22 protein-coding genes, 4 tRNA genes and 2 pseudogenes are annotated in these 23,980 nt (G+C 66.5%); 11 read left to right on the top strand and 17 right to left on the bottom strand.

Annotation, left to right across the window (positions count from 1 at the left end; genetic code table 11):
• Positions 1-226: 226 nt before the first annotated feature.
• Both LKE06_RS26115 and LKE06_RS26110 read left to right on the top strand, forming a co-directional pair.
• On the top strand, positions 227-1,741 hold the full coding sequence (locus LKE06_RS26115) for a flavin-containing monooxygenase (protein WP_228002015.1): 1,515 nt from the start codon (positions 227-229) through the stop codon (positions 1,739-1,741).
• Positions 1,742-1,902: 161 nt separating this feature from the next.
• Positions 1,903-2,826, top strand: coding sequence for a LysR family transcriptional regulator (locus LKE06_RS26110; protein WP_228002014.1), 924 nt, complete (start codon positions 1,903-1,905; stop codon positions 2,824-2,826).
• 63 nt (positions 2,827-2,889) lie between these two features.
• Here the strand turns inward: LKE06_RS26110 and LKE06_RS26105 are convergent, their stop codons facing one another.
• Positions 2,890-4,002, bottom strand: coding sequence for a hypothetical protein (locus tag LKE06_RS26105; RefSeq protein WP_228002013.1), 1,113 nt, complete (start codon positions 4,000-4,002; stop codon positions 2,890-2,892).
• Positions 4,003-4,510: 508 nt separating this feature from the next.
• Here LKE06_RS26105 and LKE06_RS26100 point away from each other — a divergent pair.
• Positions 4,511-5,527 (top strand): hypothetical protein, encoded by a 1,017-nt coding sequence (locus LKE06_RS26100; protein ID WP_228002012.1) that lies wholly within the window; start codon positions 4,511-4,513, stop codon positions 5,525-5,527.
• A gap of 13 nt (positions 5,528-5,540) precedes the next feature.
• Here the strand turns inward: LKE06_RS26100 and LKE06_RS26095 are convergent, their stop codons facing one another.
• The 6 genes from LKE06_RS26095 to LKE06_RS26070 form a co-directional block, all read right to left on the bottom strand.
• The gene (locus tag LKE06_RS26095) at positions 5,541-6,761 is read right to left on the bottom strand and encodes a sigma factor-like helix-turn-helix DNA-binding protein (RefSeq protein ID WP_228002011.1); all 1,221 of its coding nucleotides are present in this window, start codon (positions 6,759-6,761) and stop codon (positions 5,541-5,543) included.
• 226 nt (positions 6,762-6,987) lie between these two features.
• Positions 6,988-8,253: an IS701 family transposase gene (locus LKE06_RS26090; protein WP_227997909.1), complete on the bottom strand. Its 1,266-nt coding sequence runs from the start codon at positions 8,251-8,253 to the stop codon at positions 6,988-6,990.
• 74 nt (positions 8,254-8,327) lie between these two features.
• On the bottom strand, positions 8,328-8,585 hold the full coding sequence (locus tag LKE06_RS26085; protein WP_228002010.1) for a hypothetical protein: 258 nt from the start codon (positions 8,583-8,585) through the stop codon (positions 8,328-8,330).
• A 243-nt stretch (positions 8,586-8,828) separates the two neighbouring features.
• Positions 8,829-8,903 (bottom strand) — tRNA-Val (locus tag LKE06_RS26080).
• A 1-nt stretch (position 8,904) separates the two neighbouring features.
• Positions 8,905-8,975 (bottom strand) — tRNA-Cys (locus LKE06_RS26075).
• A gap of 50 nt (positions 8,976-9,025) precedes the next feature.
• Positions 9,026-9,098, bottom strand: a tRNA-Gly gene (locus LKE06_RS26070).
• Between the two features lie 325 nt (positions 9,099-9,423).
• Here LKE06_RS26070 and LKE06_RS26065 point away from each other — a divergent pair.
• Positions 9,424-9,495: transfer RNA gene (locus tag LKE06_RS26065), tRNA-Val, on the top strand.
• 244 nt (positions 9,496-9,739) lie between these two features.
• Here the strand turns inward: LKE06_RS26065 and LKE06_RS26060 are convergent.
• Both LKE06_RS26060 and LKE06_RS26055 read right to left on the bottom strand, forming a co-directional pair.
• Positions 9,740-10,087, bottom strand: coding sequence for an excisionase family DNA-binding protein (locus LKE06_RS26060; protein ID WP_228002009.1), 348 nt, complete (start codon positions 10,085-10,087; stop codon positions 9,740-9,742).
• Between the two features lie 422 nt (positions 10,088-10,509).
• Complete coding sequence (locus LKE06_RS26055) at positions 10,510-11,499, bottom strand: helix-turn-helix transcriptional regulator (RefSeq protein ID WP_228002008.1); 990 nt, start codon at positions 11,497-11,499, stop codon at positions 10,510-10,512.
• 66 nt (positions 11,500-11,565) lie between these two features.
• Here LKE06_RS26055 and LKE06_RS26050 point away from each other — a divergent pair, with 66 nt between their 5' ends.
• From LKE06_RS26050 to LKE06_RS26040, 3 genes are all read left to right on the top strand, one after another.
• On the top strand, positions 11,566-12,960 hold the full coding sequence (locus LKE06_RS26050) for an FAD-binding oxidoreductase (RefSeq protein WP_228002007.1): 1,395 nt from the start codon (positions 11,566-11,568) through the stop codon (positions 12,958-12,960).
• A gap of 35 nt (positions 12,961-12,995) precedes the next feature.
• Positions 12,996-13,229 (top strand): hypothetical protein, encoded by a 234-nt coding sequence (locus tag LKE06_RS26045; RefSeq protein WP_228002006.1) that lies wholly within the window; start codon positions 12,996-12,998, stop codon positions 13,227-13,229.
• A gap of 78 nt (positions 13,230-13,307) precedes the next feature.
• Positions 13,308-13,619: a hypothetical protein gene (locus LKE06_RS26040; protein WP_228002005.1), complete on the top strand. Its 312-nt coding sequence runs from the start codon at positions 13,308-13,310 to the stop codon at positions 13,617-13,619.
• 49 nt (positions 13,620-13,668) lie between these two features.
• On the opposite strand, the gene dmpG is transcribed toward LKE06_RS26040, so the two are convergent.
• The 3 genes from dmpG to LKE06_RS26025 are packed head-to-tail and all read right to left on the bottom strand — an operon-like array spanning position 13,669 to position 16,462.
• Positions 13,669-14,706: a 4-hydroxy-2-oxovalerate aldolase gene (dmpG, locus tag LKE06_RS26035; protein ID WP_228002004.1), complete on the bottom strand. Its 1,038-nt coding sequence runs from the start codon at positions 14,704-14,706 to the stop codon at positions 13,669-13,671.
• Positions 14,703-15,665 carry an acetaldehyde dehydrogenase (acetylating) gene (locus tag LKE06_RS26030; protein ID WP_228002003.1) on the bottom strand — a complete coding sequence of 321 codons (963 nt, stop codon included), beginning with the start codon at positions 15,663-15,665 and terminating at the stop codon, positions 14,703-14,705. The genes dmpG and LKE06_RS26030 overlap by 4 nt, the downstream gene beginning before the upstream one ends.
• Positions 15,665-16,462: a 2-keto-4-pentenoate hydratase gene (locus LKE06_RS26025; RefSeq protein WP_228002002.1), complete on the bottom strand. Its 798-nt coding sequence runs from the start codon at positions 16,460-16,462 to the stop codon at positions 15,665-15,667. Before LKE06_RS26025 ends, LKE06_RS26030 begins: the two co-directional genes overlap by 1 nt.
• A 156-nt stretch (positions 16,463-16,618) precedes the next feature.
• Between LKE06_RS26025 and LKE06_RS26020 the strand changes: the two genes are divergently transcribed.
• Positions 16,619-17,392, top strand: a complete 774-nt coding sequence (locus LKE06_RS26020) for an IclR family transcriptional regulator (protein WP_228002095.1) — start codon at positions 16,619-16,621, stop codon at positions 17,390-17,392.
• Positions 17,393-17,515: 123 nt separating this feature from the next.
• On the opposite strand, the gene LKE06_RS26015 is transcribed toward LKE06_RS26020, so the two are convergent.
• The 5 genes from LKE06_RS26015 to LKE06_RS25995 form a co-directional block, all read right to left on the bottom strand.
• Positions 17,516-18,508 carry an amidohydrolase family protein gene (locus tag LKE06_RS26015; RefSeq protein ID WP_228002001.1) on the bottom strand — a complete coding sequence of 331 codons (993 nt, stop codon included), beginning with the start codon at positions 18,506-18,508 and terminating at the stop codon, positions 17,516-17,518.
• Positions 18,509-18,654: 146 nt separating this feature from the next.
• Entirely contained in the window at positions 18,655-18,966 is a 312-nt protein-coding gene (locus tag LKE06_RS26010) for a DUF202 domain-containing protein (protein ID WP_228002000.1), read from the bottom strand.
• Complete coding sequence (locus LKE06_RS26005; RefSeq protein WP_228001999.1) at positions 18,963-19,331, bottom strand: YidH family protein; 369 nt, start codon at positions 19,329-19,331, stop codon at positions 18,963-18,965. Before LKE06_RS26005 ends, LKE06_RS26010 begins: the two co-directional genes overlap by 4 nt.
• 5 nt (positions 19,332-19,336) lie before the next feature.
• A complete protein-coding gene (locus tag LKE06_RS26000; RefSeq protein WP_228001998.1) occupies positions 19,337-20,170 on the bottom strand; it encodes an MBL fold metallo-hydrolase in 834 nt (277 codons plus the stop codon).
• A 26-nt stretch (positions 20,171-20,196) separates the two neighbouring features.
• Positions 20,197-21,543, bottom strand: coding sequence for an MFS transporter (locus tag LKE06_RS25995; RefSeq protein ID WP_228001997.1), 1,347 nt, complete (start codon positions 21,541-21,543; stop codon positions 20,197-20,199).
• Positions 21,544-21,830: 287 nt separating this feature from the next.
• Here LKE06_RS25995 and LKE06_RS25990 point away from each other — a divergent pair, with 287 nt between their 5' ends.
• The 3 genes and pseudogenes from LKE06_RS25990 to LKE06_RS25980 form a co-directional block, all read left to right on the top strand.
• Positions 21,831-23,318: a 2-hydroxymuconic semialdehyde dehydrogenase gene (locus LKE06_RS25990; protein ID WP_228001996.1), complete on the top strand. Its 1,488-nt coding sequence runs from the start codon at positions 21,831-21,833 to the stop codon at positions 23,316-23,318.
• A 142-nt stretch (positions 23,319-23,460) separates the two neighbouring features.
• A pseudogene (locus LKE06_RS25985) lies at positions 23,461-23,656 on the top strand (4-hydroxy-2-oxovalerate aldolase family protein); the annotation flags it as partial.
• Positions 23,653-23,980 (top strand): annotated as a pseudogene (locus LKE06_RS25980) (4-oxalocrotonate decarboxylase); the annotation flags it as partial. The pseudogenes LKE06_RS25985 and LKE06_RS25980, both read left to right, overlap by 4 nt.

Here is a 23,980-nt window from a genome sequence, read left to right as displayed (position 1 = left end):
TGTATCCGTCCGGGCTTCTCGCTCATGGAAGCCACACCGGTGCTCCGCGAAATCCTGATTCGCTACAGCGTGGCGGTGCCCGTGGGCGCGCGGCCCGAACGTGGGCATGCACAAAACATCGCTACAGTGCCGCGATAAGGCCCGAATTGTCCTGACTCCCCGTTCGCTCGCGGGAAATACGACCGGCGCTTTGCCGCGTGCGCGCGGGGGACGTAACCTCCTCCGCATGACTAGCGGGAACCGCGTCGCGATCGTAGGTGCGGGCATCGCAGGGCTAGCCTGCGCGAAGGTGTTGGGACAGGAGGGTTTTCCGGTCGAGGTATTCGACCGGACGCCGGATGTCGGCGGCGTATGGAGCGCCACCCGCCGGTACCCGGGTTTGCAGGCGCAGAACAGCAAACACAGCTACCACTTCTCCGACTACCCGATGCCCGGCCACTATCCGCAGGTGCCCGACGGGCAGCAGATGCAGGACTATCTGGACGGGTATGTCCGGCACAATAATTTGGGACACAATCTGCGGCTCAACACCGAGGTGGTCGCCGCCGACCCCGTGGATAGCGGCTGGCTACTCGAGGTCCGCGACGAGGGCGGTGTCCACCGTGCCTCCTGCGATCACCTGGTGATCGCCAACGGCGTCTTCAGCGATCCCGCGGTCCCGGACTACGCCGGTGCCGACCAATTCCGCCGGGCAGGCGGACAGCTCGGGCACGCCTCGGATTTCCATGATGTCGAAGCCGTGCGCGACCGGTCGGTCGTGGTGGTCGGATACGGCAAATCCGCCTGCGATATCGCCGAGGCCGTCAGCCATGTCGCGGCCTCGACCACCGTGGTGGCGCGGCGACTGATGTGGAAGATGCCGCGCAAGCTGGTCCGCGGACTGGACTATGAGCGATTGACGATGACCCGGATGGGTGAAGCGCACTTCCGATACCAAGAACTCGGCCGGATCGAACGCTTCCTGCACGGCAGCGGGGTCTCGTTCCGTGATGCCAACCTCGACACCATTCAGGAAATGGTCACCAAGCGGACGAAACTACGTGAGCTCGGTCTGGTGCCCGAAGGCCGCTTCGAGGAGATCGCCGAAAGCACCGTCAGCCTCGTCACCGAGGGGTTCTACGATCAGGTCGAGGCGGGTCGTATCGCGGTCTACCGTGACTCGACCATCACCGAAATGCTCGCGGGCGCCAACGGAACCGGTGTGCAATTGTCCACCGGAGAGGCGATCCAGGCCGATATCGTGGTGTGCGCCACCGGGTTTCAGCAGCGGGTGCCGTTTCTCACCCCCTACGTGCAACGCCAGCTCACCGACGACGACGGCAACTTCCGTCTCTATCGCCAAATCCTGCCGGTCGGTGTCCCGAACCTCACCTTCGCCGGTTACAACTCTTCGGTGATCAGCGCGCTCAACGCCGAGGTCGCCGCGCACTGGACCGCCGCACTGCTCACCGGACGACTGAACCCGCCCACACCCGATGACATGCGCGCCCAGGTTGATGAACGGCTGGCCTGGATGGCCGAACGCACCCACGGCCACCACGCGCACGGTACCGCCATCACGCCCTTCTCGATCCACAACCTCGACGAGATGCTCCGCGACATCAATTATCGGCTGCCCCTGCGCACCCGCTTCGCCCAATGGTTCCGTCCGATCAAGCCGTCCTCCTATCGCGGGTTGGGTGCGGGCCGGGGGAAGGCGAACGAGACAACGCGGGGAGTGCAGGTTCCGGCAGCCATTTAGGCGGCTGCCCCGCGCTGCGCCCGGCCCGCACCGTTGGGCGAGCGCGGGCCGGGACCGGAATCTCGCCGCGCGGCGCTCGTGGCCGTCCACGCTGAGGGCGGCTGCGGATTATCGCCAGTGTAATGCCGACAGTCACACTTTCCGTTTGTGATAATCCGCAAGTGGACGCTCTCGACATGAATCTGCTGCTGGCCCTGGATGCTTTGCTGGACACCAATAGCGTCACCCAGGCTGCCGAGCGACTGCATACCTCCGCGCCCGCGATGAGCAGGACGTTGGCACGACTGCGGCGTGTGCTGGGGGATCCGCTGCTGGTACGGGCGGGCCGCACGTTGGTGCCGACACCTCGCGCGCTGGAATTGCGTTATGAGGTAGGCGTTTTGGTGCAGCAGGGCCGAGCGCTGCTCACCCCCCGTGGTGCGCTGGACCCCACCACGCTGAAACGAAGCTACGCGGTGCGGGCGGGTGACGCCGTGCTCGGCGAACTGGCGACGCCACTGTTGACTGCGGTGCGTGCCCAGGCGCCCGGAGTGACGCTGCATTTCCTGCCGGACAGCCTCGAGGGCGGCGCGGCATTGCGTGATGGTCGTGTCGATCTCGAGGTAGGCGTCATCGATCAGACGGATCCGGAAACGGTGGTCGCGCGCGTCATCGGCGACCGCGTCATCGGCGTCGCCGCCCCTGAGCATCAATTGAGTACCGAACGCGTGACGGTGGCCCGTTTCGCCGCGGCTGCCCATCTCAGCGTCTCGCGCATTGGCCGGGCCCGCGGGCCCATCGACGACCGCTTGGCCCTGCACGGCCGCACCCGGCGCGTCGTGGCCACCGTCCCGAACCTGACCACCGCCCTGCTGGCGGTCCGTTCCGGTGACGTCGTCTGCCCCGCCCCCGCGGGCCTGACCGCGTCGACCCTCGCCGCATTAGGCTTGCGGGCCTTCGAAATCCCGCTCCCGCTGCCCGAAGTGACCATCGCCATGGCATGGCACCCTCGCAATACCGCCGACAACGGCCACCGCTGGCTACGCGAACTCGTCCGCACCGCCCTTACCCGCATCACAGATCCCGCGAAAGGCAAACCACCGTGAATTCATGAGGCCGATGGCGCGATCAGGGGTCACTCGAGCGTGCCCTGGTGAGGGTGAATGCCCTCAGCCCTCGGTCCGGACGGCAAAATGCGGGTCTATACCGGGCATTTCGACCGGTGCGTCGGTCTGTTCGGTGCGGGCGCCGAAGGGGCCGTTGCGTTTGAGTTCGTCGAGCATCGCCTGGAGCTTGTCGACGTGCGAGGTGTCCTCACCCGCGGCGCGATGGGCGCCGGGGGGCAGGGGGCTCTCGTCGGTGGGAGGCGTGGTCATCCCGGTATCGGCGCGGGAGGCCGGGGGTGGTTCGAGTCGGCCGTTGCCGGACCCGGCCGCGCCATGGTCGGTATGGTTTGTGGCCGTTGGGGATTCGAGTTGGCCGTTGCTGGCCGGTGTGCTGTAATCGGCCCAGTCGGGCCGGGGTGTCGCGGTGGAGGCCGATGGAGACGGAGGCGTCAGGCGGGGCGGGGCGGACTCGGAGCTGTGCGGGTTCGGCACGGCATCCGGCCACTCCGTACCGTTACGCGCGGCAGCGGGGTCGATCCGCTGGTTGCTGAGCGTCGGTGCCGCGGTGTCGACCCGGCCATTGCGCGGACCGAAGGTCTCGTTGTGTGTCGCGGGACCGAAGGGCTCGATGGTTTCGCTCCGCGCGGTGTCGACTCGCGACGTCCGTGGCGTGATGGTCGCGGGCCCGTGCTGCGTTGCGGGCGTGCCGGATTCGGCGCGCTCGCCGGTCGCGGCGGGGTCGCGACGGGCGCTGCGCGGCAACGGCGAACGCGGCAGCGTCGACGTCGTGGCCGCCGGAGATTCGAGCGGAGTGCTCGGTGCGCGCTCGGGCTGGATATCGGACACGACGGGTGTACCGGTCTCGCGGTTGTTCGTGCGTGTGGGTAGCGGCGCGGGCGCCGAACGGCCGTTGGCACTGCTGGATTCGGTCGGCGCGGCGGTCACGGTGCTGCCGGATTCGACGCGCTCCACCCGGGTCTCCAGGTTCGAAATGTCATCCCCGGCACGGAAAGCCCAAGCCTCGAGCTTCGCCAGGCGCTCGACCACGTCACGGTCATCGCGATCGTCGACGTGGGCGGCCACAGCATCAAGCTTGTCGCTCACCTCACGCAGGGTTGTCGCGAGGCTCGACAAGAGCGTGCCGATCGGCTCGCCATCCTGCTCGCCGTGGTCCATTCCGTTACCTTCTTCCCCGTATGTGCCCGAGCTGCGCTCGTGGCCGGCCGATTCTATCCGCCGATCGTTCGATACGCGGCCCGAGGCGCCAGAGATCAGTGGGCAACGGCACTTTCGTTCGGCGGATACGCCCGGTCGGGCTACACCCTGTCTTGGGCTGACGCTCGGCCGAGATCGTGATGATCAGGCGGGTCGAGAATCGCGATCGTTGCTACCCCGACCCGATGCCCTGATGTCGGCTCGAACGGCAGCGTACGACACCCTCGTGTGATCCTCATCGCCGGGCCGCGATGGGCGTGTGGTGAATTCTTGTTGTGGTGCTCTCGATCGGGCGCTCGAAATCGCTTGTGACGCACCGTGCATCGGCAGGTTCGGGGTGATTCTCGGTATACGGCGCACCCGAGCGCGGGGTAGCGGGGGCTGGCGGGAGCGGGAAGTCTGACGCACTCTTGATCTATGGCGTAGGTCTGTAGATCTACGATGGTGTTTTGTGTAGGGGAGTGGTCGCGTGAGGACGAAGCAGCGAGCAGACAATGCTTGTGGGCGTCGGGCGATGCTCGCCGAATTGGGCATCTCGGATGGTCGAGCGTCAGGAGCCGGGGTTTCGGTAGCGCGTACTTCCGAAGTACGTGTCGGCGAGAGCGCTGAGGGTGCGCGAGGACCGCTGCCGGATGGGTCCGGTTACGCCTGCCGGTGCCCCGAGTGTGTGGATGCGCAATGGAACACCCGCCGACTGAAATATTGGCTGGCCGCGCGGTTACTCGCCTATGGCGCCGATGAGGCCGAAGTCGATCGGCGGGTCGGCGATATTCCCGTCGACGTCTACTGGCGGGTCGGCGACCGCGAGTACGCCATCGAGGTGCGCAGTGGTGCGCTCGATCGTGGCCTGGCGCAACGCCATACCGATCGGCTGCGCGAGGCGGGCTGCGCGGGCGTGCTGTGGCTGTGTGCCCCTGGCTATTGGGTGGCGCATCTGCCCGCACTCGGAATCGCTGATTTCGCTCCGCCCGCCTGCGACTACCTGATCGATATCGGCATGCTGGACGCCGCGCACAGCGCGGTGGCGCTTCCGCGGCGTGAGCCGTACGAACTGCGCAACTTTCTCGAGGGCTGGGTGGCCGGCGATATCGCCTGGGGCTACCGTGACACGACGACCGGAGGATGGGCGAGCGTGACCGACTGGGAGCATCACACCAGAACACAGGCGGGCGTCATCGCCCGCCAACGCCAAGAGTTGGTCAATCAGCGCACCACCCTCGCGGTGTCCCGGAAAACGGTGCGGGATAAGCAGAAGCAGATCATGAAGCTCACCGCGCGCCTGGAACGCTCCGCGGAATCCACCCAGGAGCACGCCGACGCGCTGGCCGCGGCGCAGCGCAAACTCGCCGACCACCATCGCCTCGACACCAGCTTGCGCGTCACCATCGGCAACCTGCATCAGACCATCAATCACTGGCAGCTGATCACCTGCTGCGCGATGATGCTGATCGTCACCCTCATCGCGGCGGCGATGGTGCTTCGCTGATCGGCGTCTACCCTCAGCGCGTGGCGGTCAATCGGAACGGCGCACGCTCCCAACGCCATTCGTTGCGCAACACCAATGCGATGAAGTCGAGCATGTCGAGCTCGGTCTCGGTTTGCCACTGTGCGACGGCGGGCCAATAAACCGGACCGCGATCGACCAACTCTCGTAGTCGGCTCTCGGCCTGCCGGTCAACAGACCTGCCGTGCAACTCCGCTATCCCGCTCCGGCTTCCGGTCCAGACCAGCCAACCCCAGCCATTGGCGTGCGCGTGCGTGCGCGCCGCCGCCGACTTGGCCCGGGTGACATGAAAGCCGATATGTCCGAGTGGTTCGACATCGATCAGCACTACCCGCCCATCGGCCAACCGCGCGACGATGCTCGGATAGTGGATCTGCGCTACCCCGTCCAGCGCGTATTCGACGGCGCTCGGCTGTTCTCGAAAGGTGTCGACCAGCTCGCTCGCATTCAATACGCGCAGCAGCCTGGCCTCCAGCCCGGAGTCGAACGCGACATCCCGGCCGACCTTGTCCAGATAGAACCTGCCGCGTCCGTCGTCGTCGCGGTCGATGGTCCGCGCCGACCGCAACGGCAACTCCGCCGACGTCCCCGACGCGGGCCAATCAACCTGCCCCAGCCACGAATTCACCTCGCTCGTCGCCAACAGTTCGGCATTGTGCAGCTTCGCCAGCCGCCGATTCGTCTTCTTCTGCCACGCCATGATCCGCTGCATCACGAACCCGGCGACGCGCCTGGCGTCCTCTCCGGCATGCCCAGCCAGTCGCAGCTTCAGGTACGCCAACTCATTGGCCGCGATGTCGGTGTCCGTCGCATAGGTTTCCACCAGCAATGCCCGAACCAGTTGCTGATCTCGGGATCCGACCGGATATCTGCGCGCGAAAACCCCCGCGGCCCGATGTCCGCTCAGCTGCGCTTCCCGCAGAATCTGCCCCACGGCGCGTGTGTGCAATTGTCGAATTCGATCCCGCGACAGGTCATATCGAGCGCCGATCCGCGCCAACGTCTCCGGCCGCTGCCCACTGATACCCAGCCGATAGCCGACGATCTCCGCGTCCCGGCGACTGCGGTCCCGGTGTATCTCGACCAACTCACCGAGCAGTTCGTTGACCTCTTCGAGCCCGAACGAAACGTCTCCCGCAATATCGTCGGCATCCAGTTCGGCCCCATCACCGTCGACAGCGCTCGCCGCACCGGCAAGGTCCGAATCCGTCGTCAACGCGGCAACCCCCTACTAGCTCCACAAACCCAACGCGCCACAGCGTAGCCCTCACCACCGACATCACGGCCGCTGCGCAGAGCACGCGGCGCTCGAGGTTGTTGTCGCCTCAGGAAGTGCTGCCTAGTAGTACTTTGTTAGGTTGGGAAGGTGTGGTGGCATAGTGGGCAGGTGCCGATCCAAATGGCCAGTGCGCGTTGGATTTCGCGGACGATGCTGTAGAGGGTCAGTCCTGCCCAGCGGCTTTTGGGTCGGTGAGCCGGAGGGTGGTGAGGAACAGGTGGGCGGCGGTGGCGAGGGTGGCGTGGTGGTGCCAGCCGAGCCAGGAGCGGCCCTCGAAGTGGTCCAGGCCGAGTGCGACTTTGAGTTCGCGGTAGTCGTGTTCGATGCGCCACCGTAGTTTGGCCAGGCGTACGAGCTCGGCGATGGGGGTGTCGGCGGGCAGGGTGGATAGCCAGTAGTCGGTGGGTTCTGTTGTGTCGGTGGGCCATTCGGCCAGAAGCCAGACCTCGGCGATGGTGCCGTCGGTGGCGCGGGGCACCCGGTGTCCGGCCGGGCGCACGCGCAGGGCGGCGAAGCGGGAGGTCATGGCGGCGTCGGGGTTGTTGGGTGTGGTCTTGGTTCCTTGCCGCCAGGTCACCTCGCACCAGGCGTGCGGGTCGGCGGCGGTGGCCAGGGCCTTGCAGCTGGATTTCGGGATGCGGTAGCGGGGCCGGGTCGGCGGGCGGCCGAACCCGCTGTATTCGGCGGGCTCGGGTCGGGCGGCGGCGGGATAGAGGCTGGTGGCGGCCCTGACTGCGACGATGTAGGGCAGGTCTCGTTCTGTCAGCCCGGCGCGGAACTGCGCGTTCTCGCCGTAGCCGGCGTCGGCGGCCACCACCGGTGGGCGGGGCCGGCCCCAGTCCAGGAGCTGATCGATCATCCCCAGCGCCTGTTCCCATTTCGGCTGGTGCCGCTCATCGTCGGGGATCGCAGATTTCGCCCGCCGTGCCGCAATCACGGCCGCGGCATCCAGATCGTCGGCGCACGCGTCGTCCCAGCGCTCGGGCATGAACAACCGCCAGTTCAACGGGCACGACGCGGCGTCGGTAGCGGCGTGCACACTGACCGCGATCTGGCAGTTGCCGACCTTACCGAGGGTGCCCGAGTATTGCCGGGCCACACACGCCGACGCGTCACCGTCCTTGGCGAACCCGGTGTCGTCGACCACCCACGCGTCCGGGACGATCAGCTCACACGCCTTGCGCGACAACACCATTCGCACCGGCTCGACCTTCCACGGTGAGGAAGTCACGAACTGCTGCAACCGCTGATGATCCACCCCTAGCCGATCGGCCATCGGCTGCATCGACTTGCGCTCACCGTTGAGCAGCAACCCACGCGCATACACCCCCGCCGTCGCGACCCGGTCCCTACGCGCCAACGACGAGAACACCTCGCTCACAAAGGAATCGAGCCGAGCATCAACCTCGACCAGCGCTGCAGCATCCACCCCGGCATCGTCTCGAGAATCACGCCGAATCTCGAGACGGCACGCCCCTTCGTGACAAACCTAACAAAGTCCCACTAGGCGGTTGCTTCTATCCGCGCCGCGATGATCGCGGCGAGTTCGGGGAGGCATTCCTCCGGAATCCAATGTGTCGCGTCGAGGATTTCGAGGCGGTACGGACCGCTCACGTATCCGGCGGTCAGCTCGACACCCTTGCGTACCAGGGCGTTGTCCCGCGTGCTCCACACGTGCGTCGTGGGGGTACTGACCGTGCGCCCAGCCCTGCGCGGGTTGACGATCAGCATCGCCCGGTACCAGTTGAGGGAGTACGTCATCGCTCCGCTGTCGACGACATCACGCTACCGAACCCGGGCTGCCCGCGACCAGTGAATCCCAGCGCGGGCATCAACTCGCTCACTCCGATGAGCGCGGGAAGGAACCTCCCCTGATGCACCCACCTCGTACCGTATCTGGCCGAAGAATTCGAGATTCGGGCCCGATACCGGACCCGAATTGCACGTATTTTGCACGCAAACAGGTCAGGCCCCCTCGAAAGGGGGCCTGACCTGGTATTACGGTGGTGCGCGATACTGGGATTGAACCAGTGACCTCTTCCGTGTCAGGGAAGCGCTCTCCCGCTGAGCTAATCGCGCGAGGTGGAGACGGGAATCGAACCCGTGTGCACGGCTTTGCAGGCCGTTGCCTCACCACTCGGCCACTCCACCGCGCAAAGGGGGACGGCGTATAGAAAAAAAGTGCCTAGCCCTACCTCTCGAGCGGATGACGGGATTCGAACCCGCGACCCTCACCTTGGCAAGGTGATGCGCTACCAGCTGCGCTACATCCGCATTCTGCACCTCGAAGGCGTTCTCGCTGTCCTTCGTGGTGCGAGATGAAACATTAGACGACGTTCGCGTAAAGGTACAAATCTGCTGGTAGAGGTGCCTGAATTCGAATTACGTCGATGTTGTTCGGGGGAGTGGTGCGGTGCTCGCCCGACGGAAGGTGCCCGAACCGGGTGGCGGGTCCGGCGGGTCAGGGTGGGGTTTGTGGACGCCGACCGCCGCGTGCGATGTCTCCCGAATTCCCCCTGTCCGGAAGGCGATTTGGTGCGATGGTAGTGGTGCGTGCTAATGTTCGTCCTCGTTCGGGCGACACCGAACGGCACGATTCGGTCCCATAGCTCAGCGGGAGAGCGTCCGCCTCACACGCGGAAGGTCGCTGGTTCGAAACCAGCTGGGACCACCCAAAAATAGCAGGTCAGCGCGTTTTTCGGATATATGGTGCTGCTTCATGCAATATACATGCGATAGCTGTGCACGCCGTTTACCGCTGACCCCTGGCTTCCGTCTGATGCGACGCTTCCCTCGGGTGTGATTGTTGTCACGTGTCGTCCGTTATTTCGGAACCCGGGTGCACTTTCCCTGGGCTTCGGTGTGGTCACGGCGGACTGTGATAGTCCGGATTCAGGGTTGACTGAAGGGCGCCCTCAATGCAGCGGGCGCATGGCCTTGTCGATGTCCTCGATCGCGATGCGTATCCGGCCCCTGAATCGGTAGGCGGGCAAGGCGCCATCAGCGATCATCCGCCGGATCGTGTCCTTGCTCACGCTCGCGCGATGGGCTGCAAACCTGATCGACACGTAGCGGCTCGGACCTGGAGTCGTCTGGATCTTGCGCTCACCGTTGCCCCGTTCTGGTCGTCGACGATTCGGCCCGCCGCGCTGGGGCCGTGCGTCGTGGCCGCTCATACGCCTGAACTCCAGCATCTGGCTGGGAAGCTGGCACCAGGGCATCGGGGATTGACCGAAGCCGCGAATGTCCGAGGTAAATGGCACCGATGCAAGTGAGGAGAAGCTTCGACGAAGCGATGCTTAAAGGGCGGCAGCAGTAAGTTTTGAAGAGCACACTCAGCTGTGATCAGCTGTATGCCCTCGCCAGGCGGATCACCACGCTCGAACCCTAAGCCGGTCACCGATGTGACCGGCACGGTGCTGGCCGAACTGAGCATGGTGCCTTCGTTGTTCATCACCCTGATGTCTCAACCACGTCACCGGTATTGCGTTGGGCTGGGACATCAGCTTCTTGCTGATCGCTAGTCCTGGTACTCGGGCTTCTCACCGAGCCCGCGCAGGGTGTTCTCCACGCCGGCATCGGCGACGTCACAGGCCGAAGCGGGACGGCGGCGGGCTTTGGGGCCGCCTCGTTGAGCAGGTGGAGGAGCGCCGATTGCATCGGGATCGTGTCCCGGCTTACGTCATCAATCATGCGACCGGATCCGACCCAGTCGCGTTCCGAGCTGGTGCAGACGATCCGTGATGTCCGGGGGTGCGTCCAGGATGAACTCGGCTCCGAGGGCGGCGACGAGCGCGATGTACTGGGTGACCAGCTCCGGAGACTCGGCCGTGAGGCGGATCCGGCACCGGCCGGGGCCGAGGTCGTCGATATCGCCGGGGATCGGGCCGAAGATGCCTGCCCTGACGTCTGCTGCCGATAGGTCCACGGTTAGTCGCGCCGTGTAGCGGTAGGAGGCCGCTGCCAGTGAGCGCATGACGAAGCTGACGGCATCGGTGGTCGGCAGGTCCCGTCGTTCGGCGGGTCGGTGGGTGCGGAGGGGAGTGTTGATCCGATCGATGCGGAAGACGCGCCAGTCCTCGCGATCGTGGTCATATGCCACGAGGTACCAGAATCCGCGGAGGGTGACGAGACTGTGCGGCTCGACCCGCCGCGCGCTGCGGCGTCCGGTACGGTCGCGGTAGTCGAATCGGACGATCTCGTGCTCGCGGCAGCAGGCAGCCAGCACGGCCAACGTGGCCGGGTCGACTTGTGCTGCGTCATTGCCGGGTGCGGCGCTAGTGGCGCGGGAGATCGCAGCCAGTTGCGGGCGCAGGCGCGCCGGGAAGATCTGCTCAAGCTTGACCAGGGCGGTGAGCGAGGCGTCCTCGATCCCACTAATACCACCCCGGCTGGCCATGGCCAGCCCAACAGCCACCGCGACGACCTCCTCGTCCTCGAGCGACAGGGGCGGGATGCTGCTCCCGGCTGCAAGCCGGTACCCGCCCGACGTTCCGGTGGTTCCGGTTACCGCGTAATCGAGGGTACGCAGCCGTTCGATGTCGCGGCGCACCGTTCGCTCGGTCACTCGCAGCCGCTGGGCCAGTTCGGTGCCCGACCAGGTCCGTCGCGACTGCAGCAGGCCGAGCAGCCGCAGCATCCGCTCGGGCAGATCCCGCCGTCGAGGTTCGTCCATCATAAAGTCCAGACTGTCACTCATCGCGGACGTCTAATGTCCGGAAGAATGTCTAGCGTCGCAGTCATGGAGATCACCAAGACCGACTTCCAGGCCCTCGACCAGTACGTGGACGGAACCGTATACACCGGTACCCAAGACCCGGAAGACAGGGCGGGTGCCCAGCTCCTTGCCCCGCATCACCCGGCGGTCGTGCTCGAGGCGAGGAGCGCCGAGGATGTCTCTCGGGCCGTAGCCTTCGCCGCGGATCATGGGATGCAGGTGGCGGTCCAGGCCACCGGGCATGGGCGTACGCGCGCTCTCGACGGGGGCCTACTAATCGATACGGGGCGCATGCGTGAGGTGAGGGTCGACGCCGCGACGCGTAGGGCGTGGGTCCCGGCCGGGGCGACGTGGCAGCATGTCATCGAGCAGGCGGCACCACACGGGCTAGCGCCGCTGTCGGGCAGCCTCCCCACGGTCGGCGCAGTCGCCTACACCCTGGGCGGGGGCGTCGGGCTCCTCGCCCGACGCTACGGCTACTCAGCCGACCACGTGACGCGATTCGAGGCGGTGACCGCCGACGGCAAGATCCGGCAGGTGAGCCCAGAGGACGAACCTGACCTGTTCTGGGCACTGCGTGGAGGTGGCGGCAACCTCGCCGTCGTGACCGGCATGGAGATCGACCTCATGCCCGTCGCAGAGCTCTACGGCGGCAGCCTGATGTTCGACCTCGCGAAATCCCCCGAGGTGCTCACCGCCTGGACCATGTGGACCAGGTCGGTACCGGAGGCGATGACCTCGGCGGTGGTGGTGATCCCCTTCCCGGACATACCCATGATCCCAGCGGACGTGCGAGGGCGTCAGGTGGTCCAACTTCAGGTCAGCTTCGCCGGACCAGAGGAAGAGGGACGACGTCTCGTCGAGCCGCTGCTCCGCGCCGGATCGCAGCTGCGGAACACGCTGCGCACCCTTCCCTACACGCAGTCCGGGGCGGTCTCCGACGAACCGGACCGGCCGGCGGCCTACCGGGGGAAGAGCGTGCTGGTCGACGACCTCGATCCGCGCGCCCTGACCGCACTCGCCCATCGAGCTGGCGCCACACCCGGCGGGTGCACCGTCGGGGTGCGACACCTCGGGGGCGCTCTGGCGCGCAATCCGAATGTTCCGAACGCCGTGGGCCATCGGTCTGCCCAGTACTCCGTGGGCGTGTTGTCCCTGCTCCACGACGGCGATCCGAGCGGGGTGTCTCAGGTCCAGGACGAGCTGCTCGCACCCTTCGCACCGCACCGGCTCGGGCTCTCGCTGAACTTCACTTTCGGCCCTCTTGAGCCAGATCAGGTGCGCTCCGCCTTCACGCCAGCAGATGCCGATCGCCTCGGCGAGATCACGGCACGCTATGATCCGCGCGGCGTCCTGTACGCCAACCACCCGATCCCGTCGCCTGGGCCACTGAACGACTCGGCCGTAGACCTAATCTGACGGTTCTCGGACCGTCGCGGCGTCGCATCTAGCGAGTGGCCAATGCCCGCTTGCGCCGTTATCCGTCGAACCTGTGCACTCCGTCGGCGACACCGCTGGTGTGGTCGTCCCCAGTGATCGGAAGGGAAGGCTGTACCTGCTCACGCCTTGGTGACAGGCTCGATGGATGGCCGAGTTCATCTGGGATTCCGCAGTCGTACCTGGCGTTGATGGCCAAGGAAGTGCCGGACTACCCGCAGTTGCAGGACAAGACGGTCGCCGAGGAGTGAATCGCCTGTAAGTGTTTGGGGTGGCCGGCCCGGGGCTGGCTGACAGGATCGGTGTCGTTGCGACATCCGGTGTGACTCGTGAATCGCTTTGCCTACGGATTTCGAACGCAAGCTGCATGGCACGCGACGCAGGGGCAAGGTGAGCTTCGTCGAGTTGACCGACACCATTCCGGTACAAGGCCGGAATCCGAGGTGGTCGGCAACATTTTCACCAACGACTTCCTGACGCTGCTCGATCCCCGCAATCGTCAGATCGTCGTGCTGCTATCCAGTGGTGTCACCCGCATGACCGAGATCGCGCAGCTGCTGGGGTATACAAACCACAGCGCAGTTACCAAACGACTGGCCCAAATCCGCCGGAGCGCCGAGAAATACTTCCACGCCATCTGACCAGCCCTGTCCTGAGATGGTTTCAGGACAGGGCTGGCGACGGTGACGCTCAGTTCGCGGCAGGGACGCGGCCCGCCTCCCGTTCGGCGACCATGGTGAGGGCGATGTCGACGATCATGTCCTCCTGGCCGCCGACCAGGCCGCGGCGGCCGGCCTCCATCAGCAGGCTGCGGACCTCGATCCCGTACCGCTGGCCGGCGGCTTCGGCGTGCCGCAGGAAGCTGGAATACACGCCCGCGTAGCCGAGGGTCAATGTTTCACGGTCGACGCGGACCGGACGGTCCTGCAACGGGCGGACCAGATCGTCGGCCGCGTCCTGCAACGCGAACACGTCACAGCCATGCTTCCACTCCAACAGATCCGCAACGGCCACGAACGCCTCGATCGGGCAATTACCCGCTCCTGCACCATGTCCGGCCAGTGACGCGTCGACACGATAGACACCGTTTTCCACGGCGACGACCGAATTGGCTACGGACAGTGACAGATTCTCGTGGGCGTGGATACCGATCTCGGTGCCGGGATCGAGGATGTCGCGGTAAGCGCGGACCCGGTCGCGGACACCGTCCATGGTGAGTCGGCCACCGGAGTCGGTCACGTAGACGCAGTGCGCGCCATAGGATTCCATCAGCTTCGCCTGCGCGGCCAGTTCCGCCGGTGGGGCCATGTGGCTCATCATCAGGAAACCCGACACGTCCATGCCGATCTCGCGGGCGGTCGCGATGTGCTGGGCGGACACATCGGCCTCGGTGCAGTGCGTCGCAACCCGCACCGACCGCACACCCAACTCGTAGGCACGCTTCAAATCCGCAACCGTACCCACACCCGGCAGCAGCAGCGTCGTCAGGCGGGCGTTGGTGACGTTCGCGGCGGCGGCTTCGATCCAGGCCCAATCGCTGTGCGAGCCGGGACCGTAGTTCACCGAACCACCGGCGAGCCCGTCACCGTGTGCGACCTCGATGGCGTCGACTCCGGCCGCGTCCAGGGCGGCCACGATCCGGGCGACGTTCTCCGGGGTGATCCGGTGTCGCACGGCGTGCATGCCGTCGCGCAACGTCACATCCTGCACGAAAATCTGCGTGGTCATCGGGTGGCCTCCTTCTGCTGCAAGTCGTGTGCAATGCGTTCCGCGACCCGCAGTCCGGCCGAGGTCATGATGTCGAGATTGCCCGCGTAGGCGGGCAGATAGTGGGCGGCGCCTTCGACTTCGAGGAACACCGACACCCGATGCGTCGGCACGGTCGCGGTCTCGTCGGCGAGCAGAGTGTGCACCGGCTGATCGGCCGGGATCGGGTCGATCTGCACCTCCTGCTTCAACCGATAACCCGGCACATAGGCGGCGACATCGGCGGCCATCTTGATGATCGACTCACGGATCCGGTCATGAATGTCCGGATCGGGGGCGTCGACCAGGCAGAACACGGTGTCGCGCATGATCAATGGCGGCTCGGCCGGGTTCAGGATGATCACGGCCTTGCCGCGTTCGGCGCCACCGACGGCCTCGATCGCGTGGGAGGTGGTCTCGGTGAACTCGTCGATGTTCGCTCGGGTGCCCGGTCCGGCGGATTTCGAGGCGATCGATGCCACGATCTCCGCGTACGCCACCGGCGCGATCCGTGACACGGCGGCCACGATCGGGATCGTGGCCTGCCCGCCGCAGGTCACCATGTTCACGTTCACTGCTTCGAGGTGGTCGGCGATGTTCACCGCAGGCACCACGAACGGCCCGATCGCGGCGGGGGTCAGGTCGATCAGCCGCTTGCCCAGAGGCGCGAGCAGTGCGTGGTTGGCGATGTGTGCTTTGGCGGAGGTGGCGTCGAAGACGATCGCGATCTCGTCGAACCCTGGCAACGCCACCAGGCCCTCGACGCCTTCATGAGTGGTGGGCACCTTCAACCGGGCCGCGCGTGCGAGGCCGTCGGAGTCGGGGTCGATCCCGACCATCGCCGCCATCTCCAACATCTGAGAGTGCCGCAGTACCTTGATCATCAGATCGGTGCCGATATTGCCCGATCCGATGATCGCGACCTTGGTCCGGTTGCTCATCAGGCATCCTTTCCGGAGAACGTGGCCGATACCGAGCCGAGCGCGCCGATGTCGGCGGTGACGGTGGCGCCGGGGTGCAGCGGCCGCATCGGACCGAGCGCGCCGGAGAGGATCACCTGTCCGGCGCGCAGCGGATCACCGAATTCGCGGGCCCGCAACGCAAGCCACGACAGTGCGTTGAGTGGGTCGCCGAGGCAGGCGGCGCCGTTGCCGGTGGAGACGGTCTCGCCGTCGATCGCCATGGTCATGGTGATCTCGATCGGTTCGAATTTTGCCAGGCTCAAACGTTTTTCACCGAGAATGAATAGGCCGCTCGAGGCGTTGTCGGCGACGGTGTCGCCAAACGAGATGTCCCAGCCGGCAATGCGGCTGTCCACGATCTCCAGCGCCGCCACCGCATAGTCGACCGCCGCGCGGCACTGCGCCGCATCGAGCGGGCCGTCGGCCAGATCCGCGGCCAGTACGAACGCGACCTCGGCTTCCGCGCGCGGCTGCAACAGCCGCTGCATCGGGATCTCGTCCCCGTCGCGGTAGCCCATGTCGGCGAACAACACGCCGAAATCGGGCTGGTCCACCCCCAGTTGCTGCTGCACGGCCGCTGAGGTGGCGCCGATCTTGCGGCCCACGACCACACCGCCGGGCACCCGCAGCGTGTTGAACCGCTCCTGCACCCGGTAGGCCGCCGCGACGTCCTCTCGGCCGATCAGGTCGCGGACCGGGGCGCAGGGCGCGCCGGTGGCTGCGGCTGCGGCCAGGCGCTGGGCCGAGGACTCGACGACCGCGTCGTCGGGCCGCATCGCGGCGGTGTCTCCACCATGTGTCGTGGCGGTGCCGGAACTGCTGGACACGTTGACCTCCTTGTTCGGTGTTCTGCTTTCCAAGTTGACTCCAGGCGCCCGTCGGCGGGCCAGTAGAATGGTCCACTCACCGAACCGATGATGGAGAAGAGCGTGGTGACAGAGCCGAAACTCGACGAACGATCGGTACTCGGCCGGGCGATGCGCATCCTGGAATCGTTCGGCGTCGAGGATCGCGCCGTGGGGTTGTCCGAACTGGCGCGCCGCACCGGCTTGCCGAAAGCCACTGTGTATCGCATCAGTCAGGATCTGACGGCCGCCCGGCTGCTGACGGCCTCGCCGGAGGGGTATCGGCTCGGCCGTGGCCTGTTCGAACTCGGTATGCGCGCCGCCGCGGAACGCACTCTGCTCGAGGTCGCGGTGCCGTTCCTGCAGGATCTGTACACCCGTACCGGCGAAACGGTGCATCTCGGTGTGCGTGACGGGGACGAGGTGGTCTACATCAGCAAGCTCGGTGGTCACCGACAGGCTCGTTCCCCGTCGCGGGTGGGCGGTCGGATGCCGTTGTCGTGCACCGCGATCGGCAAGGCTTTGCTCGCGCACTCGGACCCGTTGACCATCGATCGCATCCTCGCCGGTCCGCTGCCGCGCCGCGCTCCGCGCACCATCGTCGCTCCGGGGGTGCTGCGCACCCAGCTCGACCACATCGTCGACCAGGGCGTCGCCTACGAATACGAGGAATCCGCACTCGGCCTCGTCTGCCTGGCGGCCCCGATCCTCGACGGCAGTGAGCCCGTCGCCGCAATCTCGGTCACCGGGCCGGCGGGACGTTTCCGCCCCGAGACCCATGCCACCCCGGTCCGCGCCGCGGCCGCCGGCGTTGCTTCGATCCTGGCCCGACGTGCAACCCCGGGCGAGCCGGGCTCGTAGTTCGAACTCGCCGCGAGTGTCAGCTCGAAACTCGGCTCGGCGCAGGGATATCGCCTCAGCGAGGGCGGGCAGGTGGGATCACGCCGGGGCGGGGTCGGCCCGGCGGATGCGTGAGGGTGCGGGCTAGATGCCCAGGAAGGCTTGCGCGTTCTCGTGCGTGATGCGCGCACGGGTGGTGTCGTCGAGGAAGTCGCTTTTTCGCACGACCTCACCGACCGGTCGCTCGCCGAGCGGGTACGGGTAGTCGGAGCCGACCATGACCCGGTCGGGGCCGACGGTGTCGACGAGCAGTCGCAGTGCCCGCTCGTCGAAGACCACCGAATCGACGTGGAACCGGCCGAGGTAGTGCGAGGGCGGGAACTGGGAGGTGCCGATCACGTCGTTGCGTCCGTGCCAGGCGTTTTCCATCCTGCCGAGCCAGAATGCGAAGGAGCCGCCGCCGTGGGCGAAGCAGATCTTGAGCCGCTCGTCGATCCGGTCGAACACCCCGCCCAGCACCATCGACAGGATCGACAGGTGTGTTTCGGCCGGCATCGCGGTGAGCCATTGGGCCATCCAGCGGTCCAGCCGCGGTGAGCTCGCCATGTCCCAGGGGTGCACGAACACCGGGACGCCGCGGTCGGCGCAGTGCTGCAGGAAGGTCACCACGCCCTCGCTGTCGAGGTCGCGGTCGCCGACGTGGTTGCCGATCTCCACCCCGCGGTGACCGTTGGCCAGACAGCGGTCGAGTTCGGCGCAGGCCAGATCGGTGTCCTGCAGCGGAACCTGGCAGAACGGGATCAACCGGTCCGGTGCCGGCGCGACGATGTCGAGTGCCAGGTCGTTGAAGATTCGTGCGATGCGGGCCGACTGCTCGCCGGTGCGGCCGTAGTTGAAGAATCCGGGTGTCGGTGAGACGACCTGGATGCCGACGCCGTCGGCGTCCATGTCGGCCAGGCGAACCCCGGCGTCCCAGCAGTCGGACTGGATTCGCCGGAACTCGCGGGTGCCCATCATGATCATCGCTTCGCGCTCGGACTCGATGCGCAGCCAGGGGGCCTCGGGGCCGCCCTCTGCCGAGACGTCGGGCCATCCACGGGGCACGTAGTGGGTGTGGATGTCGATCAAGCTGGTCATGTGTTTTCCCATCGAGAGTCGCGGTTATCGAGCGTGAGTGATGAATTGAGCAGTCCTGTTCCGATTTCCACTGTCTGGTTCGCTCCTTCGCGGGACAAATGCCGAATCATGGGCGGGCTATACCCGCAGGACATATGGCGGCGATGTCAGCCGTGCACGGCCAACCCGATCGCATAGACGAGTGCGGCAAATGCCACCGTCGCGCTGACCACGACCGGCGCCGAGCTCGTCGCGGCAGGCTCACCAGTCGTGCGCAGCAGCTCGCGGGCCCGAATCCGGCAGGTGAGCGTGAGCGCCACCATCGTGACGAGGCCGACGACGGCCATCGACGCTTTGCCGTCCCAGCCACGTTGGGCGCCGTGCACCGCGAGCAGTACCGCGACACCGGTCGCTGACAGGGCCGTGCGGCGCCACGACATCGCGGTCCGCTCGGGCTGCAGACCCGCATCGATGCTCATCCGAACAACACCGTGAGCGCGACGACGAGCGCGATTGTCACGATGCCCACCGACAGCAGTGGAACCTGTGCGGTGCCCGGAAGCGGGAGCTCGCGTCGCATCGCGGACTGGGTGGTGCGCCAATGCCGCAGGGCACCGACGGCGAGCACCGCGGACAGTGCGGTGCACAGCAGTGCGATGATCGTGCGTGCCTCGGGGACCGCGGCCGGGGCCGCCAGTTGATGGATGGCAACAGCGCCGGCCAACAGCGCGAGCGCGGTACGGATCCAGGCCAGGAACGTGCGCTCGTTGGCCAGGGTGAACCGGTAGTCCGGTTCGCGCTCACCGGTCCCGGGTTCGGTCGGCTCCTCGTTGTGCACGGGCATCGGGCTCAGCATGGAATCCGCATCAGGTCGCGCGAGACGATGATCTCGCCGTCGAACTGCCGTGCGGCTTGGTCGATCCAGTCCTGCTCGTCGAGGTCGAACGGGATCAGATGCCACAGCACCAGCTTCTGCACACCGGCCTGCTTCGCGATGCGTCCGGCGCTTTCGGCGTCGGTGTGTGCGCGGGCGAAGTGCGCCCTCAATTCATCGACGGCGGCGTTCGTCCCGCCCATCAGCCTGTCGAGATGATCGGGCGAATACGCTTCGTGCACGAGCACATCGGCGCCCGTCGCGAGCGCGGCGACGTGGTCGGATGCGGTGGTGTCGCCGGAGATCACCACCGACGATCCCTCGGCATCCACGCGGTAGGCGAACGCGTGCATAGGCGGATGCTCCGCGTGCCCGGCGGTGACGGTGAGGCCGCCGGTGTCGACCACGAGGCCGGGCTCGGCGATCTCGTGCCCGCGCAGCAGTGACGCCAGCGCAGGCCGGCCCAGCGCTTCCCGGTGAGCGATGTCGGGGCGCCCGACAGCGAGGACCAGGTCGAGCATTTCTTGCAGCGGAGGGGGCCCGTAGAAGTCGACGGGGGTGACCAGGCCGGCGGTCCAGGCCAGGTGGACCAGCGCGCCGAGATCGGCGTTGTGGTCGACGTGGTGGTGGGTGATCAGGACCGAGGCGAGGTCTCGCAGCCGCAGCCCCGCTGACACCAGCTGCCGGGCGACACCGTTGCCGCAGTCGATGACATGCACCTTGCCGTCCACGACCACCGCGGTCGCGGGAGCGGAGCGACGCGCATTCGGTTGCGGCCCACCGGAGCTGCCGAGAATTACCAGTTCCATCTGTCGAAGTCCCTTCGATTGGAGTTTCAGCCGGCGATCGGGGCGGTCGCTTCGGGTGCGGGCACACGCGAGGTGGGTACGTCGGTCTTGATGGCGATCGAGGCGAGCAGGCTGATGACCGAGACGGCGACCACGTACCCAGTGACCGACCACGACGTATCGGTGGCGGCATACAGTGAGGCGGCCACCAGGGGCGTGATGCCGCCACCCAGCAGCGATCCGATCTGATAGGCGATCGAGGTGCCCGAGTAGCGCACAGATGCCGGGAAGAACCCGGCGGTGAGAGTGCCGATGGGCGCGTTGGTCATCGACAGCACCAGGCCCATCGAGATCATGAATCCGAAGATCAGCGGCTTATTGCCGGTGTCGACGATCGGGAAGAAGACCAGGCACCACACCAGCCGGATGGCCGATCCGTAGGCGAAGACCGGCCGCAGCCCGACGCGGTCGCCGACCACAGCCCAGAACGGCACGCTGACCAGCCAGACCACCGAGCCCGCGATGACCGCCGCGAGCATGAACGACTTGCCCAGATGCTGGTGCTGCACGCCGTAGGACAGCACGTACACCATGAAGATGTAGGCGGCGGTGCTGTTGCCGACGATCACGAGGGTGGCGTGCAGGACCGGCTTCCAATGGTGAGTGACGATCTCGATCGCCGGCTGTCGTTGCGGGCGCTTGTGTTTGACGAGGTCGGCGAAGACGGGGCTTTCCTGGATGTGCAGGCGCAGATAGAGCCCGAGGGCCACCAGCACCACGCTGGCCAGGAACGGGATTCGCCAGCCCCACGAGGCGAAGGTGGCGTTGCTCATCAGAGCGTTGGTGCCGAGGAAGGCGCCGTTGGCCAAGATCAGGCCCGCCGGTGTGCCCAGCTGTGGAAAAGAACCGAAGAATCCGCGTCGCGCGTTCGGGGCGTGTTCGAGTGTCAGGACCACCGCGCCTCCCCATTCGCCACCGAGGCCGATGCCCTGCACCAGCCGCAGCATCACCAGCAGCAATGGCGCCCAGATCCCGGCGGTGGCGTAGGTCGGCAGCGCACCGATCAACGTGGTCGCCACCCCCATCAACAGCAACGAGACGATGAGCGTGTTGCGCCGGCCGATCTTGTCGCCGAAGTGACCGAACACCACCCCACCCAGAGGCCGGGCGAGAAAGCCCACGGTCAGCGTGCTGAACGCGGCGATCGTGCCGAGTGTGGGGTTCAGTGAGGGAAAGAACTGCTTGTCGAAGACGGTGGCGGCGGCGGTCCCGTAGAGGAAGAAGTCGTACCACTCGATCGTCGACCCGATCGCCGAGGCCCACGCGACCTTCCAGACGGCGGCCTTGCCCTCGGGCCCACCGGCGCCGACCTCGGGTGTTGCTGCTACAGGCATCGACTGGCTCCTCCATCATCTCGGGCCAGGCCCGACTGGCATCACTGGGATGCTTAGACAATGCGAGCTTGCTCACAGGAAAACCAATGCGCTTTCCACCAGTAGCCATGCCCGTTCGGGTATAGCGCCTGGTCAGTGCCTCGGACCCGGGCGCAGGCCGCCGGATCGTCGGTACACAGTTCCCCTGTACATGACAGAAAACGCGTAGACGACGTATGCGCAAATTGGTATAGCAGCGGCTCGGATTCGCATTTGAATGGCGATCGGCGGTGGGCGACAGTCGATGCATGACTCCGCAACCCGCGTCACCACGCCCGGAGAACATCCTCCGGAATTTCGTGGACGGACGGTTCGTCGAACCGGACGGAAAACTGTTCCGTGATATCGATCCGGCCACCGGTCGCACCGTGGCTCAGGTCCACGAGGCCGATCTCCCCCTGGTCGGGCGTGCCGTGACCTCGGCGCGCCGCGCGTTGGCACAGGGCTGGTCCGACACGCCGGTGCGCGAACGTGCTGCGCTGCTGCGCCGGGCCGCTGATCGGATCGAGGAACGGTTCGAGGAGTTCGTCGTCGCCGAGGTCGCCGACACCGGCAAGCCGATCACCCAGGCGCGTGACCTCGATGTCGCCCGGGCGATCACCAACTTCCGCACCTTCGCCGACGTGATCGCCGCAGCCGGCCAGGAATCGTTCATGACCGAGCTCGGCGACGGGCGACGGGCACTGAACTATGCGGTCCGCAAGCCGGTCGGTGTAGTCGCGGTGATCGTGCCCTGGAACCTGCCGCTGTTGCTGCTGACCTGGAAGGTCGCCCCCGCACTGGCGTGCGGCAACGCGGTGGTGGTCAAGCCCAGCGAGGAGACCCCGGCCACGGCGACCCTGCTGGCGCAGGTCCTCGCCGAGGTCGGCCTGCCCCGCGGTGTCTACAACGTGGTGCACGGGTTCGGGGCCGGGTCGGCTGGGGAGTTCCTCACCACGCATCCGGGCATCGACGCAGTCACCTTCACCGGCTCGTCGGCCACCGGCTCGCACGTGATGCGCACCGTCGCCGACCGGGTGCGACCGGTGTCCTTCGAGCTCGGAGGCAAGAACGCCGCGGTCGTGTTCGACGACATAGACCTCGACGAGGCACTGACCGGGCTCACCCGATCGGTGTTCGCCAACACCGGCCAGGTGTGCTTGTGCACCGAACGGGTGTATGTGCAGCGCACGATCTTCGACGACATCGCCGCCGGCCTGGTGGAGCGGGCCGCGCAGCTGAAGCTCGGATCACCGGCCGACGAGTCGACCACCACCGGCCCGTTGATCTCGCAGGCGCATCGCAGGAAGGTGCGTCATTACTTCGAAGTCGCTGAGCAGGCCGGCGCCGAGGTGCTCACCGGCGGCGGGATCCCCGAGCTGGGCGGCGATCTGAGCGGCGGCTCGTGGATCGAACCGACACTGTGGACCGGCCTGACCAACACCGACCGCCCGGTGCGCGAGGAGATCTTCGGCCCGGCAGCGGCCCTGATCCCGTTCGACACCGAGGACGAGGCCGTCGCGCTCGCCAACGACACCGACTACGGTCTCGCGGCCGCGGTGTGGACCAACGACCTGCGCCGTGGTCACCGCGTCGCACAGCAGATGCGAGTCGGCATCTCATGGGTCAACACCTGGTTCACCCGCGAACTGCGCTCCCCCTTCGGTGGTGCGGGACTGTCCGGCATCGGCCGCGAGGGCGGGGAATCCTCGCTGCACTTCTACTCCGAACCCACCAATGTCTGTGTGCAACTGTGACATCCACAACCGGCACCCCTGAGACCCGCCGTCGAGGCCGCATCCCGGTTGATCAGCGCACACACCGATCTGGTGGCGACCACGCGGTACGCGCGCGGATCGGCGCCCACGACAGCGACCGAGCCTACGCGGTGCCGCGGAGGCTGACCGCGAAACACTCACCCTCGGCTACGCGGGCGCGCACTCCAGCTTCCTGCTGCGCGCCGAACGAGCAGCGACACGCTACGGTGTCGACGCCCGCGCCATCCTGCTCGAGATCGGCCGATGCAGCCGGTCGGCGGCCAAGGGACATGACCGTCGACATCGCAATGAATCTCACGGAAGGCGGCACGAAATGACCGGCACCACAATCGATATCGAGGCGCTGGCGGGGATCCTCGACAACGCGCAGACCGCGGTCTGTGACACCCCGAGCCTGGCCGACGACCACGAACTGTCCGTGGACGACGCCTACCGCGTGCAGGACGCGCTGCTCGCGCGCCGGCTCGCGCGCGGCGAGACCGAGGTCGGGATAAAGCTCGGATTCACCAGCAAGGCGAAGATGGCGCAGATGGGCGTCTCCGAGGTGATCGTGGGCCGGATCACCGATGCGATGCGGGTACCCGGCGGCGGCGACGTCGATCTGTGCCGGTTCATCCACCCGAAAATCGAACCCGAAGTGG

This window comes from Nocardia australiensis, assembly GCF_020733705.1.
Lineage (GTDB): Bacteria > Actinomycetota > Actinomycetes > Mycobacteriales > Mycobacteriaceae > Nocardia > Nocardia australiensis.
Note: the sequence above shows the minus strand (reverse complement) of the source record. Positions and strands in the feature narration are given on the sequence as shown.

Bases quoted from the DNA above. Each gene is read 5' to 3' on its own strand.
- LKE06_RS26010 (WP_228002000.1), bottom strand. From the start codon at position 18,966: ATGAGCATCGATGCGGGTCTGCAGCCCGAGCGGACCGCGATGTCGTGG.
- LKE06_RS25990 (WP_228001996.1), top strand. From the start codon at position 21,831: ATGACTCCGCAACCCGCGTCACCACGCCCGGAGAACATCCTCCGGAAT.
- dmpG (WP_228002004.1), bottom strand. From the start codon at position 14,706: ATGACCACGCAGATTTTCGTGCAGGATGTGACGTTGCGCGACGGCATG.
- LKE06_RS26015 (WP_228002001.1), bottom strand. From the start codon at position 18,508: ATGACCAGCTTGATCGACATCCACACCCACTACGTGCCCCGTGGATGG.
- LKE06_RS26085 (WP_228002010.1), bottom strand. From the start codon at position 8,585: ATGACGTACTCCCTCAACTGGTACCGGGCGATGCTGATCGTCAACCCG.
- LKE06_RS26115 (WP_228002015.1), top strand. From the start codon at position 227: ATGACTAGCGGGAACCGCGTCGCGATCGTAGGTGCGGGCATCGCAGGG.
- LKE06_RS25995 (WP_228001997.1), bottom strand. From the start codon at position 21,543: ATGCCTGTAGCAGCAACACCCGAGGTCGGCGCCGGTGGGCCCGAGGGC.
- LKE06_RS26055 (WP_228002008.1), bottom strand. From the start codon at position 11,499: ATGGACGAACCTCGACGGCGGGATCTGCCCGAGCGGATGCTGCGGCTG.
- LKE06_RS26030 (WP_228002003.1), bottom strand. From the start codon at position 15,665: ATGAGCAACCGGACCAAGGTCGCGATCATCGGATCGGGCAATATCGGC.
- LKE06_RS26005 (WP_228001999.1), bottom strand. From the start codon at position 19,331: ATGCCCGTGCACAACGAGGAGCCGACCGAACCCGGGACCGGTGAGCGC.
- LKE06_RS26105 (WP_228002013.1), bottom strand. From the start codon at position 4,002: ATGGACCACGGCGAGCAGGATGGCGAGCCGATCGGCACGCTCTTGTCG.
- LKE06_RS26025 (WP_228002002.1), bottom strand. From the start codon at position 16,462: ATGCGGCCCGACGACGCGGTCGTCGAGTCCTCGGCCCAGCGCCTGGCC.
- LKE06_RS26050 (WP_228002007.1), top strand. From the start codon at position 11,566: ATGGAGATCACCAAGACCGACTTCCAGGCCCTCGACCAGTACGTGGAC.
- LKE06_RS26000 (WP_228001998.1), bottom strand. From the start codon at position 20,170: ATGGAACTGGTAATTCTCGGCAGCTCCGGTGGGCCGCAACCGAATGCG.